Origin of the sequence: Amycolatopsis sp. MtRt-6, assembly GCF_017308975.1 — a bacterium.
GTDB lineage: Bacteria > Actinomycetota > Actinomycetes > Mycobacteriales > Pseudonocardiaceae > Amycolatopsis.
In genome coordinates, this window is sequence record NZ_JADWPD010000024.1 from 53,247 (window position 1) to 71,499 (window position 18,253).

The 18,253-nt window shown below is 72.7% G+C and carries 21 protein-coding genes; 9 read left to right on the top strand and 12 right to left on the bottom strand.

Annotated elements, in window-relative coordinates:
* Position 1 precedes the first annotated feature (1 nt).
* Both I4Q55_RS33275 and I4Q55_RS33280 read left to right on the top strand, forming a co-directional pair.
* Complete coding sequence (locus I4Q55_RS33275) at positions 2–535, top strand: hypothetical protein (protein WP_206793577.1); 534 nt, start codon at positions 2–4, stop codon at positions 533–535.
* A 71-nt stretch (positions 536–606) separates the two neighbouring features.
* Complete coding sequence (locus tag I4Q55_RS33280) at positions 607–1,122, top strand: DUF664 domain-containing protein (protein ID WP_206793580.1); 516 nt, start codon at positions 607–609, stop codon at positions 1,120–1,122.
* Here the strand turns inward: I4Q55_RS33280 and soxR are convergent.
* A complete protein-coding gene (gene soxR / locus I4Q55_RS33285) occupies positions 1,110–1,589 on the bottom strand; it encodes a redox-sensitive transcriptional activator SoxR (RefSeq protein ID WP_206793581.1) in 480 nt (159 codons plus the stop codon). The genes I4Q55_RS33280 and soxR overlap by 13 nt on opposite strands.
* 98 nt (positions 1,590–1,687) lie before the next feature.
* Here soxR and I4Q55_RS33290 point away from each other — a divergent pair, with 98 nt between their 5' ends.
* Complete coding sequence (locus I4Q55_RS33290) at positions 1,688–2,278, top strand: NADPH-dependent FMN reductase (protein WP_206793583.1); 591 nt, start codon at positions 1,688–1,690, stop codon at positions 2,276–2,278.
* A 30-nt stretch (positions 2,279–2,308) separates the two neighbouring features.
* Here the strand turns inward: I4Q55_RS33290 and I4Q55_RS33295 are convergent, their stop codons facing one another.
* From I4Q55_RS33295 to I4Q55_RS33305, 3 genes are read right to left on the bottom strand one after another with little or no spacing between them, the layout of a single operon-like run.
* Positions 2,309–2,794, bottom strand: coding sequence for a hypothetical protein (locus I4Q55_RS33295; RefSeq protein WP_206793585.1), 486 nt, complete (start codon positions 2,792–2,794; stop codon positions 2,309–2,311).
* Entirely contained in the window at positions 2,791–4,200 is a 1,410-nt protein-coding gene (locus tag I4Q55_RS33300) for a HAMP domain-containing sensor histidine kinase (RefSeq protein WP_206793587.1), read from the bottom strand. The genes I4Q55_RS33295 and I4Q55_RS33300 overlap by 4 nt, the downstream gene beginning before the upstream one ends.
* Complete coding sequence (locus I4Q55_RS33305; protein WP_206793589.1) at positions 4,197–4,886, bottom strand: response regulator transcription factor; 690 nt, start codon at positions 4,884–4,886, stop codon at positions 4,197–4,199. Before I4Q55_RS33305 ends, I4Q55_RS33300 begins: the two co-directional genes overlap by 4 nt.
* 110 nt (positions 4,887–4,996) lie before the next feature.
* Here I4Q55_RS33305 and I4Q55_RS33310 point away from each other — a divergent pair, with 110 nt between their 5' ends.
* Positions 4,997–5,899, top strand: coding sequence for a phosphatase PAP2 family protein (locus I4Q55_RS33310; RefSeq protein ID WP_206793591.1), 903 nt, complete (start codon positions 4,997–4,999; stop codon positions 5,897–5,899).
* Between the two features lie 63 nt (positions 5,900–5,962).
* Positions 5,963–7,348, top strand: a complete 1,386-nt coding sequence (locus I4Q55_RS33315) for a pyridoxal-dependent decarboxylase (RefSeq protein ID WP_206793593.1) — start codon at positions 5,963–5,965, stop codon at positions 7,346–7,348.
* On the opposite strand, the gene I4Q55_RS33320 is transcribed toward I4Q55_RS33315, so the two are convergent.
* Positions 7,338–8,861 (bottom strand): trypsin-like serine protease, encoded by a 1,524-nt coding sequence (locus I4Q55_RS33320; RefSeq protein WP_206793596.1) that lies wholly within the window; start codon positions 8,859–8,861, stop codon positions 7,338–7,340. The genes I4Q55_RS33315 and I4Q55_RS33320 overlap by 11 nt on opposite strands.
* Before the next feature lie 159 nt (positions 8,862–9,020).
* Here I4Q55_RS33320 and I4Q55_RS33325 point away from each other — a divergent pair, with 159 nt between their 5' ends.
* Positions 9,021–9,866, top strand: coding sequence for an alpha/beta fold hydrolase (locus I4Q55_RS33325; protein WP_206793598.1), 846 nt, complete (start codon positions 9,021–9,023; stop codon positions 9,864–9,866).
* Here I4Q55_RS33325 and I4Q55_RS33330 read toward each other — a convergent pair.
* Together I4Q55_RS33330 and I4Q55_RS33335 are read right to left on the bottom strand one after the other, a co-directional pair.
* The gene (locus I4Q55_RS33330) at positions 9,840–10,844 is read right to left on the bottom strand and encodes a pirin family protein (RefSeq protein WP_206793600.1); all 1,005 of its coding nucleotides are present in this window, start codon (positions 10,842–10,844) and stop codon (positions 9,840–9,842) included. The two genes, I4Q55_RS33325 and I4Q55_RS33330, sit on opposite strands and share 27 nt — an antisense overlap.
* Positions 10,845–11,310: 466 nt before the next feature.
* The gene (locus I4Q55_RS33335) at positions 11,311–11,922 is read right to left on the bottom strand and encodes a PhoU domain-containing protein (protein ID WP_206793602.1); all 612 of its coding nucleotides are present in this window, start codon (positions 11,920–11,922) and stop codon (positions 11,311–11,313) included.
* Positions 11,923–12,034: 112 nt separating this feature from the next.
* Between I4Q55_RS33335 and I4Q55_RS33340 the strand changes: the two genes are divergently transcribed.
* Positions 12,035–12,469, top strand: a complete 435-nt coding sequence (locus I4Q55_RS33340; RefSeq protein WP_206793604.1) for a single-stranded DNA-binding protein — start codon at positions 12,035–12,037, stop codon at positions 12,467–12,469.
* Positions 12,470–12,638: 169 nt separating this feature from the next.
* Positions 12,639–12,929 carry a hypothetical protein gene (locus I4Q55_RS33345; RefSeq protein WP_206793605.1) on the top strand — a complete coding sequence of 97 codons (291 nt, stop codon included), beginning with the start codon at positions 12,639–12,641 and terminating at the stop codon, positions 12,927–12,929.
* A gap of 115 nt (positions 12,930–13,044) precedes the next feature.
* Here I4Q55_RS33345 and I4Q55_RS33350 read toward each other — a convergent pair whose 3' ends face one another.
* Entirely contained in the window at positions 13,045–13,458 is a 414-nt protein-coding gene (locus I4Q55_RS33350) for a zinc-ribbon domain-containing protein (RefSeq protein ID WP_206793607.1), read from the bottom strand.
* A 157-nt stretch (positions 13,459–13,615) separates the two neighbouring features.
* Here I4Q55_RS33350 and I4Q55_RS33355 point away from each other — a divergent pair, with 157 nt between their 5' ends.
* On the top strand, positions 13,616–14,041 hold the full coding sequence (locus I4Q55_RS33355) for a nitroreductase/quinone reductase family protein (protein WP_206793610.1): 426 nt from the start codon (positions 13,616–13,618) through the stop codon (positions 14,039–14,041).
* Here I4Q55_RS33355 and I4Q55_RS33360 read toward each other — a convergent pair.
* From I4Q55_RS33360 to I4Q55_RS33375, 4 genes are read right to left on the bottom strand one after another with little or no spacing between them, the layout of a single operon-like run.
* The gene (locus I4Q55_RS33360) at positions 14,038–16,152 is read right to left on the bottom strand and encodes a transglycosylase domain-containing protein (protein WP_206793612.1); all 2,115 of its coding nucleotides are present in this window, start codon (positions 16,150–16,152) and stop codon (positions 14,038–14,040) included. The genes I4Q55_RS33355 and I4Q55_RS33360 overlap by 4 nt on opposite strands.
* A 36-nt stretch (positions 16,153–16,188) precedes the next feature.
* A complete protein-coding gene (locus I4Q55_RS33365; RefSeq protein ID WP_206793614.1) occupies positions 16,189–17,010 on the bottom strand; it encodes an ABC transporter permease in 822 nt (273 codons plus the stop codon).
* On the bottom strand, positions 16,970–17,773 hold the full coding sequence (locus I4Q55_RS33370) for an ABC transporter ATP-binding protein (protein WP_206793616.1): 804 nt from the start codon (positions 17,771–17,773) through the stop codon (positions 16,970–16,972). Before I4Q55_RS33370 ends, I4Q55_RS33365 begins: the two co-directional genes overlap by 41 nt.
* On the bottom strand, positions 17,770–18,210 hold the full coding sequence (locus I4Q55_RS33375) for a MarR family winged helix-turn-helix transcriptional regulator (RefSeq protein WP_206793618.1): 441 nt from the start codon (positions 18,208–18,210) through the stop codon (positions 17,770–17,772). Before I4Q55_RS33375 ends, I4Q55_RS33370 begins: the two co-directional genes overlap by 4 nt.
* Between the last annotated feature and the right edge of the window lie 43 nt (positions 18,211–18,253).

Here is an 18,253-nt window from a genome sequence, read left to right on the forward strand (position 1 = left end):
CATGACCGATCACCTGACGCGGCACGACGCCGAGGACGAGCGTGACCTGACGGGGCGCGAGGCCGTCCACGAGGGCTATCGGGACGAGAGCGCCACGGAGGTTCCCGGCCAGGACCGGACCGGCGACGATCAGAGCCTGAGCACCGCCGACCTGGCCTCGGCCGGGCGGCAGGACGCCGACGACACCACCGGCACCACCGACACCACCACGCCCGCGGAGTCCGGCGGTGACGTGGAAACCCCGGCCGCATCGGGCGGGGACGTCGAGCCGCCGCCGCTGATCGACGAGGAGAAGGTCACCGGGTTCCGCGACCGCTGGCAGAACGTCCAGACCGGCTTCGTCGACGACCCGAAGCAGGCGGTCCGGCAGGCCGACGAGCTCGTCGCCGCCGTGATCAGCGCGCTGGCCACCACCTTCGCCGAGCACAAGAGCGAGCTGGAATCCCAGTGGCAGCAGGGCGAACCGGCCACCGAGGAGCTGCGGATCGCGCTGCGCCGCTACCGCTCGTTCTTCGACCAGCTCCTGCCCCGCTGAGCCGACGTCGTTTGCCGGCGGGCATGATCGGGTAGCACGCCGGGGAACTGTCAGCAACGGAAGGCAGCCGAATGAACGTGGCCGATCTGCTCGTCGACGGGTTCGGCCGGGTCCGGGGCACGGTGCACGCGGCGGTGGACGGACTCACCGCCGCGCAGCTCGGGACCCGGCCGGCCGACGGGGCCAACTCGATCGCCTGGCTGGTGTGGCACCTGACCCGGGTCCAGGACGACCACGTCGCCGACGTGGCCGGGACCGAGCAGGTGTGGACCGGCCAGGACTGGCTTTCCCGGTTCGGCCTCCCGTTCCCGGCCGGCGACACCGGCTACGGCCACCGCCCGGCCGACGTCGAGGCGGTCCGCGTCGACGAGCCGGCCCTGCTCACCGGCTACTACGACGCCGTGCACGAGCAGACCGTCCGCTACGTCACCGGGCTAGACGAGAAGGCCCTCGATCGGATCGTCGACGAAGCCTGGGACCCGCCGGTCTCCCTGGGCGTCCGCCTGATCAGCGTCCTCGACGACGACATCCAGCACGCCGGGCAGGCGATGTACGTCCGCGGTCTGCTGGAACGTCAGTCCGCGTAGCCGCCCCCGCGGTGGTCGGCGAGGCGCCGCGGCCCCGGGCCGTCGGCGCCGAGCCGGTCGCCGGGGTTGGCCAGCCGGCAGCGGGCCAGTGACATGCAGCCGCAGCCGATGCAGTTGTCCAGCTGGTCGCGCAGCTGTTCCAGCTGCCGGATCCGCGCGTTCAGGTCGTCCTGCCAGCACCGGGAGATCCGGGTCCAGTCGGCGCGGGTCGGCGTCCGGTCGTCGGGCAGCAGGGCCAGCACCTCCCGGATCTTCGCCAGCGGCATGCCGACCCGCTGGGACATCCGGACGAACGTCACGCGCCGCAGCGTGTCCCGGCCGTAGCGCCGCTGGTTGCCCGCGGTGCGGCGGCTGTGGATGAGGCCTTCGTCCTCGTAGAAGCGCAGGGCCGACGCGGGGACTCCGCTGCGCCGGGAAAGTTCGCCGACCGTCAGATCGGGAGGCGACTGGGCGGGGGCGTTCACCATGGTCCACACCCAATCACAACGGCACACTTGACTTCAAGCAAACTTGAGGTCTCATCCTGATGCGGACAGCAAGAACGCCTACGTGTCAAGGAGGAAGCGTGCCGGAAACACCGGTCCGGGTAGCGGTGATCGTGGGAAGTGTCCGGGAAGGACGGTTCGGCCCGGTGGTGGCGGACTGGCTGGCCGGCGTCGCGGACGGCCACGGCGGCTTCGAAACCGACGTCGTCGACCTCGCCGAAGCCGACCTTCCCCTGGCCATGCCGGCGTTCGGCGCCGCACCGTCGGCGGCGGTCGTCGCCGAAATCGCGAAGGTGGCGCCGCGGCTCGAAGCCGCCGACGCGTTCGTCGTGGTCACCCCGGAGTACAACCACAGCTATCCGGCGTCGCTCAAGAACGCCATCGACTGGCACCGGCCCGAATGGCGGGCCAAGCCGGTCGCTTTCGTGTCCTACGGCGGGATTTCCGGCGGGCTGCGCGCGGTCGAGCACCTGCGGGCGGTCTTCGCGGAGCTCCACGCGGTGACCATCCGCGAGACGGTCTGCTTCCCCGGCGCCCAGGCGCGGTTCGGGGACGACGGCGTGCCGGCCGACGCCGGCTCGGACGTCGCGGCGAAGGCGATGCTCGACCAGCTGGGCTGGTGGGCGCGGGCGCTGACCGAGGCCCGGGCGGCACGGCCCTACCCCGGCTGAGGCGGCAAGCCGGCATGTCGACACCGGCGCTCACACCTGGCACGCCTGGTACGGCAGCCGGAGGTCCGGACCGGAGACGGCGATGGTGCTGTCGACGACGGTCGTGCCCTGGGTGGCCAGGGCCGCGAACGCGGTGCACACCAGCTGGTTGACGCCGAGGCCGGTGAGCGGCCGCAGCGGGAACGGGACGTTGATCGTCGCCGGCGAACCGGGGGTCAGGGTGACCGTGCCGGACTGGCGGGGCAGCGCCGTCCCGTACCCGTCGGCCCGCTCACCGGCGGTCGGTCCGTCCAGCAGCACCGTCAGCGCGGACTCGACGCCCACCACCCCGGCGGACGGCCGCACCACCGGGGTCACCCGGTCGGCGAGGACGAAGTAGAGGACCAGGTCGGTGCCGCGGCCCTCGGTCGCCGGGCTCCGCAGCGTCGGGGCCGGGCCGGCCGGGATCACCGGCGTCGGCTTGACCCCGCACGCGCTCACCAGCAGCAGCACCGCGCAGACGGCGAGCTTCTTCACCGCGCCTCCCGGGGCAGGCGCAGCTCGAACCGGGCGCCGGTGCCGGTGTTGGCCGCGACGATGTCGCCGCCGTGGAGCCGCGCGTTTTCCCGGGCGATGGAGAGCCCGAGGCCACTGCCCTCGGACCGGGCGCGGGCGGTGTCGGCCTTGGTGAAGCGGTCGAAGACCCGCGGCAGCACGTCGGCGGGGATGCCCGGCCCGTGGTCGGTGACGGTCAGCACGACGTCACCGCCGTCCGCCCGCAGCACCACCTCGACCGGCGGCGCGCCGTGCCGCAGCGCGTTGCCGACCAGGTTCGCCACGACGATGTCGAGCCGCCGCCGGTCGAGCCGCGCCGTGATCCCCGGCGGCAGGTCGGCGGCCAGGTCGGCCCCGGGTTCCCAGCCCCGTGCGGCGAGGGTGTCGGTGATCGCGGTGGCGACGTCCAGCTCCTCCCGGCGCAGCTCCGCCCGCCCGGCGTCGAACCGGGAGATCTCGATCAGGTCCTGCACCAGCCGGGTCAGCCGCCGCGTCTCGGCCGACACCAGCCGGGCCGCGACCGCGGTGTCCGGCGGCAGCTGCTCGGCGTCCTCGTCGAGGACGTCGGTGACCGCGTTCATCGCCGCCAGCGGGGTGCGCAGCTCGTGGGAGACGTCGGCGACGAACCGCCGCGCGTCGGCTTCCATCGCGCGCAGGGTGCCCACCGTGCGCTCCAGCTCCGCGGCGGTCTGGTTGAACGTCGTGACCAGCTGCGCGAGCTCGTCGGACCCCTTCGCGCGCAACCGCACGTCCAGCCGTCCGCGGCCGAGCTGGCTCGCCGCGGTGTTCAACGCGCGCACCGGCCGCAGCACCTGCCGGGCCGCGAGCAGCGCGACCCCCACCGCGAACGGCAGCGCGAGCGCGGAGAACAGGAAGGCGTAGCGGGCCAGCTCGTCGATTGCTTCCTGCTGGTCGGTCAGCCGGGTCATCGCGTAGACCTCGAGGCCGCTCGGCCGCCCGCTGCCGGTCTGCACCGGGACGCCGACGAAGAAGAGCGGGGAGCCGCTGACGTCGACGCGCTGGAACTGGATGTTGGTGCTGGTGGCCACGGCCTGGCGCAGGTCGGCCGGCACGTCGTCGATCGACAGGCCCGACGTCGCGTGCAGGTCGCGGTAGACGACGAGCGCGTTGCTGGACTCGAGCGTCGCCGCGAAGGCGTCGAGCGAGGCCTGCGACGGTGGCAGCGACAGGGTGGGCAGGTACGTCACGATCTGCTCGCGCAGCTTCAGCATGGTCTGGTCCTGGACGCCGCCCAGGATGGCCCGGCGCGCGAAGACGTAGCTCGCGCCGGCCGCGGTGGTGGCGCCGAGGATCATGATGACCGCGAAGGCGGCGACCAGCCGCGGCCGCAGCCCGGCGAGCCACGACCACGGCCGCGGTGCCGTCACGACCGGCCGAACCGGTAGCCGAACCCGCGGACCGTCTGCACGTACTCCGGCTTCGCCGGGACGTCCTCGATCTTCGCGCGCAGCCGCTGCACGCACGCGTCGACGAGCCGGGAGTCGCCGAGGTAGTCGTGGTCCCACACGGCGGACAGGATCTGCTGGCGGCTGTACACCTGCCCGGGCGTGCGCGAGAGCTCCAGCAGCAGCTTCAGCTCGGTCGGGGTCAGCGACACCGTTTCGCCGTGCTTGGTGACCTCGAGCGCGGCCCGGTCGATCACCAGGTCGCCGTGGCGTTCCCCGGCGGTGGCCGGCGCGCCCGGCCGGTCGGTGACCGTCCGGCGCAGGACCGCCCGGATCCGCGCGTCCAGCACGCGCGGCTCGACGGGCTTCGCGACGTAGTCGTCCGCGCCCGCTTCGAGGCCGGCCACGACGTCGAAGTCGTCGCTGCGCGCGGTGAGCATGATGATCGGGACCGGGCCGGACGCCCGCATCCGGCGGCAGGTCTCGAAGCCGTCCATGCCGGGGAGCATCAGGTCGAGCACGACGATGTCGGGCCGGTGCTGCACGAGCACCTCGATGCCGAGCTCGCCCGATTCCGCGGTGCGCACCACGTGTCCCTGCCGGCGCAGGGCCAGTTGCAGTCCTTCCCGCACCGCCGCGTCGTCTTCCACCACCAGTACCTCGGCCACGGCGCCATTATTCGGAAAAGCGCACGTCATGGCGACCCGGGCGGATCTTGTAGCAAAACCATGACATCACGCTGACGGGATCTCGAAAAGCGCGTTCCAGACTCGGGGACATGGCAGTGATCCTCACCGACGCACCTTCCGCGACCCGCCCGGCCGGCCCCGCGCTCGTGACCCGGGCCGTGTCCCGCACAGCCGTCCTGGCGGCGGGCGCGGCCGGGTTCGCCCTCGCGTTCGTCGCGGCCTACCTGCTCTTCGTCCGCACGGAGGCCGGCCGCGGCGTCGAGAACGGCGTCGTCCGCAGCGCCCAGTCCGCGGGAACCACGGTGGACTGGGCGGACCCGCTGCGGCAGGCCGACCTGGTGGTCCTGCTCGGCGGCGTGGCGGTCCTGATCGTGGCGATCTCGGTGGTGCGCAGGCGGCTGGCCCTCGGGGTGCAGGCGCTGGTGCTGCTGGCCGCGCCGCTGGTGGTCGCGCAGCTGCTCAAGCTGTACGTCCTGGAGCGCCCGAACACCGGCGACGGCCTCGGCGTGGCGAGCCACAACAGCTTCCCGAGCGGGCACGTCAGCGCGGCGATGGCCGTGCTCGTGGCGCTCGCGATCGTCCTGCCCCGCAGGTTCCGGCTGCCGGCCATGGTGGCGGGCAGTGTCGGCGTCGCCTGGGTCTCGGCCGCGGCCGTGGCACTGGGCTGGCACCGGTTGAGCGACACCGTCGGCGGCTGCTTGCTGGTCGCCGCGGTCACCTGCGCCGGGGCGGCGGTGGTGTCCGCCCGCCGCCCCGACGGTGACCGGGTGCCGCTGGTGCCGGTGCTGACGGGCTTCCTGGCACCGTCGGCACTGGTCCTGGCCGGGTACGCGGTGCTGGCGACGGCGACGTCGGGCGCGGCCCAGTTCGTGGCCGCCATGGTCCTGGCGGCGCTGTCGGCGATGGCGGTGGTGCTGCTGCTGACGGGCCCGCTGCGCCGGGTCGCCTTCGACCCGGCGGAGACCCGCGTCCGCCGCCTCCGCCGACGGTGATCGGGCCAGTTTCCGGGGATTGGCCCGCGACACCGGGACGTCACCGCGCCTAGCGTCGGCGCAATGGACCCGAGGCTCGCCGATGACCTGCACGCCCTGCCCGATCTCCTCGACGCCGCGAGCAAACTCGCGGCCGAGGCGCTCGCCGGGCTGGACGAGCGCGCGGCCGCCGTCCCGCCCGTCGCCGTCGATCCGGCGCCGCTGCCGCTCGACGGCACCGGCGCGCGCGGTGCGCTGGCCGAGTTCGCGCGGCGCTGGGAACCCGGGTTCGCCGCCGGTGCCGGGCCGCGGTACCTCGGTTTCGTGACCGGGGGCGCCACCCCGGCTTCGCTGGCCGGCGACTGGCTCACCGCCGCCTACGACCAGAATCCGGCCAGTGGGATGGACTCCTCGGCGCAGGACCTCGAGCGCGAGACCGTCGGGTGGCTTGCCGAGCTGTTCGGGCTGGGCCCGGGGTTCTCCGGCGCGTTCGTCACCGGCGCCACGATGTCCACGGTGACCGGCCTGGCCATCGCCCGCGAGTGGCTCGGCGAACGCGCCGGCGTGACGGTCTCCGCCGAGGGTGCCGCCGCGCTCGGTCCCGTCACCGTCCTGTCCGGCTCGCCGCACTCGAGCGTGGTGAAGGCGTTGTCGTTCCTCGGGATGGGCCGCTCCGCGCTGCGGAAGGTGCCGGTGCTCCCGGGCCGCGAAGCCGTCGACGTCGCGAAGCTCGCCGAAGCACTCGAGACGCTCGACGGCCCGGCCGTCGTCGTCGCGAACGCGGGGACCGTCAACACCGTCGACTTCGACGACCTGCGCGCGATCGCCGAACTCAAGCGGCGGTACGGCTTCTGGCTGCACGTCGACGCCGCGTTCGGCGGGTTCGCCGCGCTGGCCCCGGACCACGCGGCGCTCACCGCGGGCCTCGACCAGGCCGACTCGGTGGTCGTCGACCTGCACAAGTGGCTCAACGTGCCCTACGACTCGGCCGTCCAGTTCACCCGCCGCCGCGACCTGCAGCTGCGCGTGTTCGCCAACGACGCGGCCTACCTCGGCGAAATCGGCGAGACCCCGGACTTCCTGCACCTGACGCCGGAGAACTCCCGGCGGCTGCGTGCGCTCCCGGCCTGGTTCTCGCTCGTGGCGTACGGCCGCACGGGCCACCGCGAGATCGTCGAGCGCTGCGTCCGGCTGGCCCGCGACCTCGGCACGCGGATCGACGGCTCGCCGCACTGGCACCTGCTCGCCCCGGTGCGGCTCAACGTCGTCTGCTTCACCCCGGCCGGAGACGTGACGCAGGCGCGGATCGACGCGCTCGTGCGCGCGATCGCCGAGGACGGAACCACCTTCCTCACCCCGACGGTGTACGACGGACGGCCGGCGTTGCGTGCCGCCTTCAGCAACTGGCGGACCACCGAGGCCGACGTCGACCGGGTGTTCGCCGTGCTGGAGCGCCTGGTCAGGACGTGAGCGCGCAGCCGGGCCGGGACAGGTCGACCTTCGACCCCGGGACGACGCAGGCCGCGATGCCCGCCACCTGCTGGCCGTAACCCCGCCCTCGCACGGACGTCACGGTCCCGGCCGAGTCGACCTCGCACGGGTTGTTCGCCGAGCACTGCTCGCCGGAGTCGTTGTGGGTGTTGTGGATCCCGACGACGGTGCTGCCGTCGGGTGCCAGCAGGGCGGCGCCGGACGTGCCGTGCCACGGCGCGCAGTCCGGGGTGGACGCGTAGCGGATCGAGTCGTGCTGCTCGTACCCGCCTTCCCGCAGGTGCGGGACCACCGCCTCGGCGGCGCAGTGCAGCCGCGTGCTCGTGGCGGCCAGGGTCACGGCGTCCCCGGCGCGCACCGGGGTGGACGTCAGCCGGAAGACCTTCGCCGAGCGCAGCTGCGCGTACGTCTTGTCCAGGCGGTAGAGCGCGATGTCGGTGCCGGTCAACGTGGCGTACAGGAGGCGGTTCGCGCGGGCGGTCGCGCGCGGGTAGCCCTGCGGGTCGGCGATCGGCGCCGGGAAGTCGGCGGGCTGATTCACCAACGCCGCACCCGGTGCGGGCCATGGTCCTTGGACGCAGTGGCCGTTCGTCAGCAGCAGCGCGGGGTCGTGCGGCCGGGACACCGGAGTGCTGACCACCGAGCCCACGCAGCCGTTCAGGTCCACCGCGCCTTCGACGTCCGGGATGACGTCGTCGGGCGGCACGGCCGTGCCGCTGATGATGCCCCGGATCCAGTCCGCGTGCCGGGTGACATCGGTGTACAACGTCGGGGCCTGGTCCCCGGCCGGGCCGCTGACCACACCGGCCAAGGCCCACCGGTCGCCGTCGCGGACCAGCGCCGGGCCGCCGGAGTCCATGTTGCCGGCGGCGACGCTCCCGTCCTGGCTGCCGACGCAGAGTTCGCCGGGCGAGGCCACCGGACACACCGAAATCGGCTGCACCACGGTGTCGGCTTCGCGCAGCCGGGTCGGGAAGCACGCCGGGTTCGTGCTGTCCGCGCAGCTCATTCCCCAGCCGAGGATGCGCACCGGGGTGCCGTCCGCCGGCGTCGTCCGCGCGATCGGCACCGGGCGCGCCCGCACCGGGGTCCGCAGGTGCAGCAGTGCGAGGTCCCTGCCCCAGAACCCGCCGTCGTCGGCGCTGGTCGCGAGCCGGTAGTAGTGATCGACCTCGGCGACCTCGCCGCCGGCGGTCGTGTCGAGCGAGCCGACGCGGACCTGCCAGCCCCGCGGAACGCCGGTCCGCGCACCGGTCGGGTTCCGGCCCGCGCAGTGACTGGCGGTCAGAACCCATTGCGGCGCCAGGACTTCCACCCCGCACCCGTGCCCGTCCGGACGTGGCGGACGCGGGAAGGCCGGCTGGAACGAGCCCATGAAGGAGTAGGCCTTCGTCGACTCGGTGCCGCCGAGGACGGCCCGCGCCGGGGCGGCGACGGTCAACGGGGCGGCCAGGACGAGCAGGGCACCGATCAGCAGAGATCGACTTCGCATGCGGCCACGGTGCTCAGCGGATGTCTTCCCGGCGTCATCGGCGTGTCACAGGTTCGCGACGGTGGACCATATGCCTGCCCCAACCCGAACCTGGTCACACGAGCGGCTGCTCGCGCGGTGAAACTTGTTCCACCGGCCGGGGGATGCCAGTCTCGGGGCGTGCCGATCTTCTCCGCGCCGGACGGAACCGCGCTCGCCTGCCACTTCTCCGGCCCGGGGACCGAGCCGCCGGTGGTGTGCCTGCCCGGCGGCCCGATGCGGGCGGGTGTGTACCTCGGTGACCTCGGCGGCCTGAGCGCCCGGCGTCGCCTCGCCGTGCTCGACCTCCGCGGCACCGGCGGCTCCGAAGAGCCCGCCGACCCCGCGACCTACCGGTGCGATCGCCAGATCGAGGACGTCGAGGCCCTGCGCAAGCACCTCGGCCTCGACCGCTTCGACCTCCTCGGGCATTCGGCCGGGGCGAGCCTGGCCGTCCGGTACGCGGCCCGGTACCCGCGGCGCCTGCGCCGGCTCGCCCTGATCGCGCCGAGCCCGCGGGCCGTCGGCTTCGACGTGCCGGCCGCCGAACGGCGGCGGATCATGGCCCGGCGGGCCGGCGCTCCGTGGTTCGATGCCGCGGCCGCCGCCTACGAGTCGATTGCCGCGAAGACCGCGACCAGCGCGGACTGGGCCGCCTTCGCCCCGTTCTACTACGGCCGCTGGGATGCCGCGGCCCGGCAGCACCAGGCCGGCGAACCCGGGCAGCGCAACGGCGCGGCCGCGCGGATCTACAACTCCGACGGCGCTTTCGAGCCCGAGGCGACCCGTGCCGCGCTCGGCGCCGTCACCGCGCCGGTGCTCGTGCTGGCCGGCGAACTGGACTGGATCGCCGGCCCGGCCGTCGCGGAGCGCTTCGCGGCGCTGTTCCCGGACGGCCGCGCCGTGGTCCTGCCCGGAGCCGTGCACTACCCGTGGCTGGACGACGCGGCCGCCTTCGGGTCAGCCGTAGGCGGTTTCCTGGCCTGAGCCCGGATTCCGGCGGGGCTTGATGCGGACGGCCGGCAGCGCGGGGGCCGGCAGGCGCTCGCCCGGATAGCCGGTCACGCTGCCGAACTGGTCGGATCCGGCTTGCCACGCTTCGCGGAACGCGGCGATCTCCTCGTGGGTGCGGCCGACGAAGTTCCACCACATCAGGATTTCTTCGTCGAACGGGGTCCCGCCCAGCAGCAGGAACCGGGCCGGTTCCGTGCCGCGGTTGCTCAGGGTCAGCGAGCGCACCCCGGTGCCGACGTACCCCAGTTCCGCGGCCCGGACGCGGGTGCCGGCCACGACGACGGCACCGGTGTCGACCAGGACACCGTGCTCGAAACCGGGGTCCACGCCGAGCGACATGTGGGCGTCCGGGCCGAGCACGACTTCCGCGCCCAGCAGCGGCGTGAACGTCGGGATCGGCGACGTCCGGCCGGCGAGCGACCCGAGGAACACGCGGATTTCCGCGCCTTCGATCCGGTTCACCGAAGGGACGTAGTGGTCGAAGGCCCGCGCCGTGTCCCGGTGCCGTTCGGGCAGGGCCACCCAGAGCTGGACGCCGTGCAGCGTTTTCGTGGCGGCGGTCGAGACTTCGGAGTGGCAGATGCCGTGCCCGCCGGTCATGAGGTTCAGTTCGCCGGGCCGGACCATCGCGTGCGTGCCGAGGCTGTCCCGGTGTTCGATTTCCCCGGAGAAAAGCCAGCTGACGGTCTGCAAACCGGTGTGCGGATGCGGAGCGACGTCCATCGCGCCGGGCCCGGCGACCTCGTCCGGGCCGTAGTGGTCGGCGAAGCACCACGCGCCGATCAGCGACCGCGACCGCTGCGGAAGGGTGCGCCGGACCCGCATCGCACGCGGACCACCGAGCGGCACCTCACGCGGAGCGAGGATTTCGACGGAGGGGCGATCGGGATCGGCGGCCGCGGGCCGATCACCACAGGCGAGTTCGGCAGGGGCGGCCTCGGTGTTGCTCATGCAGGCCACGGTAGTCGCGATGCCGGAGGTACCGCGGGCGGCGGGTGTCACGGCGGCGGCATCGGCTCAGTCCTGCCGAGCCGGCCGCCGCCTCGAATCGGCGGCCGACCCGGCCCTTTCCCGCGCGGCCGATGGTCCCTCTCCGGGGCGAGGCCGCCAAACTCCACTGGCGAGACCCGGCCCAGTCGGCGGCTGATCCGCCGCAGTTCGTCACGGCCGATCCGCTCCGGTCCGGGCCGCTGAGCCCGCACCGGAGCGATCTCGCCGCCCCAGCCGCGAGGCCTTCACCGACGCAACCCCGCTGCCCGACCCCGTTGAGCCCCGCACCGGCGCAACCCCCGTTGCCCGACCCCGATGAGCCCGCGTCGGCGCGATCCCGCAGCCCGAGCCACGAGCCCCGCACCAGCGCAATCCCGCAGCCCGAGCCGTCGAGCCCCGCACTGGCGCAACCCCGCCGCCCAAGCCACTAAGCCCGCACCGGCACAAACCCCACAGCCAAGCGCCCAACCCGCTCAGCGATCCCGGCAAACCGCCCATGAACCGCGGCAAGCAGCGCAACCTCAACCGCCACAGCGGCCCCACACGGCCCAGCACAGCCCTCCGCCCACTCCCGCACCTCCCGCTCGCCCTCCGCCACGAGCGCCACCGCCGCCCACAGCCCCGCCCGGTCCCCGCCGACCAGCACCTCCCGCACGGCCCGCGCGGCCGCCACCGCGTGCCCGCCCAGCCGCCCCACCGCGGGCCGCGCCTCCGGCGGCACCGGTCCCGCCGCCCCGGCGACCTCCCGCGCAAGACCACCCATCCGAGTGAGATCCGCAGCGATGTGCACGGCCGCGACGGCCGCCTTCACTTCCGCCTCCCGCGGCGCGTGCAAGGCCAGCAGTGCGCACGCCTGGTCCTCGCACGCGGCCCCGAGCGCGGCCGCCGCGGCGGCTTGCTCCCGTGCACGTCCGCCCAGCGTGTGGTCACTTTCCAGCACCGAGCGCGTGGCCTCCTCGAGCGCGATCGCGACCAGGTCGCCGAGGTCCGCCAGCCGGTGGGCGAGCGTCACGAGCTCCTTCTGAAACGCCGTCGGCATGGCGGCAGGAAACCAGTCCGCCGCGGCCTCGGCATCCGGAATTGTCGGACCCCCGTGCTCTCCTCATCGGCAAGAGCGGTGCACCCCGCACCCGGAGGACAAGGAGAGACCGATGGCAGGCGAAACGACGGTCACCGTGGTCGGCAACCTGACGGGAGACCCCGAACTGCGCTTCACTCCGGCCGGCTCGGCGGTCGCGAACTTCACCGTCGCGAGCACGCCGCGCGTGTTCGACCGCGAATCCGGCGCCTGGCGCGACGGCGACCCGCTGTTCCTGCGCTGCAGTTTGTGGCGGGAGTACGCGGAAAACGTCGCCGAGTCGCTCGTGCGCGGCACCCGCGTGGTCGTCCACGGCCGGCTGAGACAGCGGTCGTACGAAACGAAGGAGGGCGAGAAGCGCACCGTCGTCGAGCTGGAGGTCGACGAGATCGGGCCGTCGCTGCGGTACGCCACGGCCAAGGTCACCAAGGTCAGCCGCGCGACGGGCGGCGAAGGGAGCAGTTCCTGGACACCGGAACCGGTGGCGGTGGGAGATCCGCCCTTCTGAACCCCATCCGTTCGCGGCCGGCCTCCGAACGCCCGTCGACGGGGCTTCGACCCGTGCTGGATCGCCTGCGGTGACGATGAGGGGACGCTCCGGCCGGACCTGCTGTCGAAATCCCGCCCACCGATTCGACGCAGAGGTGACGGCCGAACCGCGAGCGGGAGGGACCGACATGAACGGGAACGAGAAGAGCGGCGCACGAGCAGCGCACCCCGTGGTCAACCACCGGATGCGGGCGATGCTCCGAGCGGTCGGCGCGGGCCGCGGCGAGGTGTCCTGCAGCAGCGAACCGGACCTGTTCATCGACGGACTGTCGTGCGGCGACCAGTTCGCGGCCCACGCGCTGGCCCACCAGGGCCTGGTCCGCGCGGCCCGCCCCGGGCGCCCGGGTGAGCTGGTCCCAGCGGTCCTGACACCCGAGGGCTGGGCCCTCATCGCCCCCGAGCAGAGACCGGCCGCCTGACCCGGCGACCGGCTGATGTTTGACAACTCAACAGTGAAGCCCGTTGCCGCCGCGGAAACACCGCGGCGGCGGTACCTGCCCGGGTGTGCCGGCGGTCCGGACCACCGGCACCGGCCTAGTGCCCCTGCTGCGGGAACTGGCCCGGCTGCCCCTGCTGCGGGAAACCCTGCGGCTGCGACGGGTGCTGCTGGAACCCCTGCTGCGGCAACGCCTGCTGCGGCAGCCCCTGCGGCTGAGCCGGCTGCCCCGGGTGCGCCGGGTAGCCCGCCGCCGCCTGGTACTGGGCCTGCCCCTGCTCTTCCTGGGCCTGCAGCCGGAGCGCGTCCTCCTTCGCGATGCGGTTCTCGATGCCACAGAACGTGCACTGCGCCGTGTACTTGACGCTGATCGGGAACAGCGGGATGAAGAACAGCGTGAACTTCGTGACCGCCTTCCGCACCGCGTGCGAAGCCGGGTTACCGCACCGGCCGCACAAGAACGTCGTCATCGCCAGTACGTAGATGCGCGTACGCCAGCCCCAGATCAGCATCGGTCTTCTCTCTTTCGGTTCTTCCTTCGCCGGGCAGCCTCGCACACCGTTGCCGCCTGCCGGGGCGGTTTCACCGATCCGGTCCGGACCAACACCCGGCGAACCGGACAATCGGGCCGTACCACGACTCCGAAAGCCCCGGGACTAGATTGGGATCATGCCGAGCGACTTCGCCCTGAAGACGATGAATGCCGTACACCGTGGCCTGATCAAGCTCACCGGAGGACGGGTGGGGTGGCAGGTCGCCATGCCCGTCCTCGAACTCACGACCATCGGCCGCAAGAGCGGGCAGCCGCGGTCGGTGCTGCTGACCTCGCCGCACCAGGACGGCGACACGTGGGTCGTCGTGGCGTCCCGGGGTGGCGATGACACGCACCCCGCCTGGTTCCTCAACCTGCGCGACAACCCCGACGTCGAGGTCTCGCTGAAGGGCGGGCCGAAGCAGCCGATGCGCGCCCGGATCGCCGACGCCGACGAGCGGGCGCGGCTGTGGCCGAAGATCACCGCCGAGTTCAAGAACTACGCGCAGTACCAGACGAAGACCGAGCGGGAGATCCCGCTCGTCTTCCTCGAACCGCGCTAGCTCCGCGCCTGCAGGTACGCCGGGTCGGCGGCAGGGATCGGCTGGTCGGGCACCCCGGCCAGCAGCGTGCTCATGGCGTGGAAGTACGGCGGCGCGGCGACCGTGCCGCCGAACGCGCCGTGGCCGCAGTCGCCGAGGTGCACCGGCGTGCCCGGGCAGATCTCCCGCGGGTGCGGCCCGTCGGCGAACACCATGGACGACACCGCGTAGTCGTCGACGCCCCCGACGAAGGCGACCGATTCGCTCAGCTGCGTGGTGCCCGTCTTGCCGATGTCGGGCCGGGTCCAGCCGGCCGCGTGGGCCGCTTCGGCGGACGTGCCGCTCGTGGTGTCCTTGCTCAGCCCCGCTTCCAGGGTGTCCGCCACGCCCTGGGGGATGACCCGCTCGCACGCCTGCTGCGGCACCGGCACGGCGTTGCCGTTCCGGTCGGTCACCGACAGGATCGGGTTCGGCGGGCACCAGACGCCCCCGCTCATCAGCGTCGCCGACACGTTGGCCATCTCCAGCGGGCTGACCGGGCTGTTACCGAGAGTGAACGACAACAGGTTCTGGAAGTACTGCGACTGCGGTTCGCCGTACTGCGGATTGCCCGACTTCGGGTCCGGCGTGCGGCCGGCGTCGTTGGTCGCGAGCGTGTTCCGCAGCCCGAGCTTGTACGCCATGTCCAGCACGGCGGGCATGCCGACCTGGCTCTCGAGCCCGACGAACGCGACGTTCGGTGACGTCGCCAGTCCGTCGGCGAGCGTGATCGGGTCCGCGTAGTGGCCGTCGTTGTGGACGGTGTAGCAGGACGCGTGCGCGTCCGGCACCGGGAAGCACTGGCTGTCCGGGTTGGGCAGCGGGGTGTCGAGGCCCGCCTTGCCGCTGACGAGGGCCGCGGCCGAGGTGAAGATCTTGAACGACGAGCCGGCGCCGAACTCGTTGCTCGCGTCGGCGACGATGTCGGTCGAGGTCTGGCCCTTCGCCGGATCGGTGCCGTAGTCGCGGTTCGCGACCATCGCGAGCACCTGGTGCCCGTCCTGACCGGGCTGGACGACGGCGAAGGTATTGGCGACGCCGTCCTGCGTGGTCGGCACGTTCGCGTCGACGGCGTCCTTGGTCACCTGCGAGACACGCGGGTCGAGCGTGGTCTTGATCGTGTACCCGCCGGTGGCCAGCCGGTCGGCGGTGAATCCGGCGTGCACCAGGTAGCTTTCCGCGTAGGCGCAGAAGAACCCGGCGTCCGGCGCCGCGCCGAGGCAGGTGCCCGACGGAGTGACCGGGCCGTTCGGCAGGACCCCGAGCGGGGTCGCCTTCGCCGTCGCCGCGTACGACGCCGGGATGGAGCCGTTGGTGACCATGTCGTCGATGACGAGGTTGCGGCGCTGCAGTGCCTTGTCCGCGTGGGTGTACGGGTTGTAGATGCTCGGGTTGTTCACCATTCCGGCGAGCAGGGCGGCCTGGGGAACGGTCAGTTTGTCCGCCGTCGTCCCGAAGTACGCCTGGGCCGCGGCGCCGACCCCGTAGACGGTTCCGCTGAATTCGACCACATTGAGGTAATTCGCCAGAATGTCGTCCTTGCTCGTCGTGGCGTTGAGCTGGACGGCCATTTTCGCCTCCCGCAGCTTGCGGGCGAGCGAGTCCTCGCGGTCGGCCTGCTGGGCCGCCGGGTCGGTCCGGTCGACGACGTTGACGAGGTAGTTCTTGACGTACTGCTGCGTGATCGTCGACGCGCCCTGCAGCGCGCCGCCGGTGCTGTCGTTGACCGCCGCGCGCAGCATCCCCTGCACGTCGACGCCGCCTTCGGTGTAGAACCGGCGGTCCTCGACCGCGATGATCGCGGCCTTCATCGTGGTCGCGATCCCGGCCGCGGTCACCGGCAGGCGGTACTGCGCGTACAGCGTGGCGATCGGGGTGCCGTTGCGGTCGGTCACCGTGGTCGTCAGCGGTGGATCGGCGGCGGCGAGCTGAGCGGAAATGGCGTCCACCGAATCGCTGACCTGATTCGACAACAGGCCCGCGCCGATGGCGGCGGGCGCCATCGTCCCGGCCACCAGAATTCCGGCGAGCAGGCACAAACCGGCAAAAGGGACCACGCCCCGGCGACGTTTCACGAATTCGAGATTAGGCATCGCGCGATAAAGCTTCCGTTCGGTGAGACATGTGCCTCACCGGGCCAACCTGCCGAGCAGTGCCGAGGCGACCGAAACGGCCACCGCCGTCGCCGCGGCCAGCACGGCGAAGTCGGTCGCGAGGTGGGCGGGGGTGCCGATGAGCAGGCCGCGCAGCGCGTCGACCTGGTAGCTCAGCGGGTTGACGTGGCTGAGCACCTTCAGCCACGACGGCATCAGGTCCACCGGGTACAGCGCGTTCGAGCCGAAGAACAGCGGCATCGTGATGGCCTGCCCGATGCCCATCAGCCGTTCCCGCGACAGCACGATCCCGGCGATCACGATGGACAGGCAGCAGAAGAACGCCGAGCCGAGCACGAGCACGGCGGCCATGGCCAGGAGCTTCAGCGGGTTCGCGGTCAGCCCCACGCCGAGGATCGCGGCGAGTACGAGCACCATCAGCGCCTGCACGAGCGCGCGGACCCCGGCGGCGAACGCCTTCCCGGCGACGAGTGCCGCGCGCGGGGTCGGGGTCACCAGGAGCTTGGCGAGCACACCGGCGTCGCGCTCCCAGATGATCTGGATGCCGTAGAAGATCGCGATGAACAACGCCGACTGCGCGAGGATGCCGGGCGCCAGGAAGTCGAGGTACGGTGTCGAGCCGGTCGGGATCGCGTGCAGCCGGGTGAACGTCTCGCCGAAGATCAGCAGCCACAGCGCGGGCTGGATCGCCCTGGTGAGCAGCTCGGTCTGGTCGCGGCGCAGCTTCTGCAGCTCCACCAGGCACATCGCGCCGACGCGGGCGGCGAGCACGCGCAGCCGGCGCAGCGGGCCCTCCTCAGCCGAGGCGACGGGCGGTACGGCGAGTGGCACGGACACCGCGGATCCCTCCTTCTTCGTGGTCGATGGCGTTGCCGGTCACCGTGCGGAACACGTCGTCCAAAGTGGACTCGGGGCCGAGGCCGGCCTCCAGCTCGGCCGGAGTGCCCAGCGCGCGGATCCGGCCGGCGTGCATCAGGGCGACGCGGTCGCAGTACTGCTCGGCTTCGTCCATGTAATGGGTGGTGACGAGCACGGTCATGCCGGTCGCCGCGCGGATCGAGCCGATGCGGTCCCACACCGACGACCGCGCGACCGGGTCGAGGCCGATCGTCGGCTCGTCGAGGATGAGCAGCCGCGGCGAGCTCACCAGGGCCTGGGCGAGCTCGAGCCGGCGGATCATGCCCCCGGAGTACGTCTTGGCCGTGCGGTCGGCGTCGCCGGCCAGCCCGACCAGGTCCAGGGCCAGCCGCACCTGGCCGGCCCGCTCGCGGCGGGGCACGTCGAAGAGCCGCGCGAACAGGGCGACGTTTTCGCGGCCGGTCAGCGCGCTGTCGGCGGACAGCTGCTGCGGGACGTACCCGATCAGCCGCCGCACGGCCATCCGGCGGCGCGCGACGTCGACGCCGAAGACCGTGATGCGGTCCGGGGTGGCCGGCAGCAGCGTGGTGATCATCCGGAGGGTCGTCGTCTTGCCGGCGCCGTTCGGCCCGAGCAGGCCGAACACCTCGCCGGGGTGGATCTCCAGGTCGACGCCGTCCACCGCGCGAGTCGTCCCGAAGGAATGGCTGACGCCGGTGCAGCGCACCGCGGGTTCGGTCATGGCTGCTCCTTCATGATGCCCAGGAGTTTTTCCAGCGACGGCAGCGCCTGCTCGATCAACGCGATGTCCTCTTCGGACAGTTGGGCGAGGGCGCCGGCGACGAGGCCGGTACGGGCGCGGCGCCAGGCTGCCATCCGGTCGGCGGCCGCGGCGGTGATCTCCAGCCGGGCCGCGCGCCGGTCGGCGGGATCGGCCTCGCGGCGCAGCAGGCCCGTCTCGGCGAGCTGGTTCACCAGCGTGCTGACCGAGTTGTTCGCCAGGTGCAGTTCGCGTGCGGCCGCGGCGACGCCGATGCCCGGGTGGTCGGCCACGACGCGCAGGAGTTCGGCCTGCGCGCCGGGCAGTGGCGTGCCCGGCACGTCGGCGCGCACCCGGCGGCGTACCACCCGGCGGATCCCCTGGACGGCGCCCAGCAGGCGGTCGGCGAGTTCGGTCATGCCGTCGAAGGTAGCTCTGCCTCAGATCAATTAGCAACGCTAA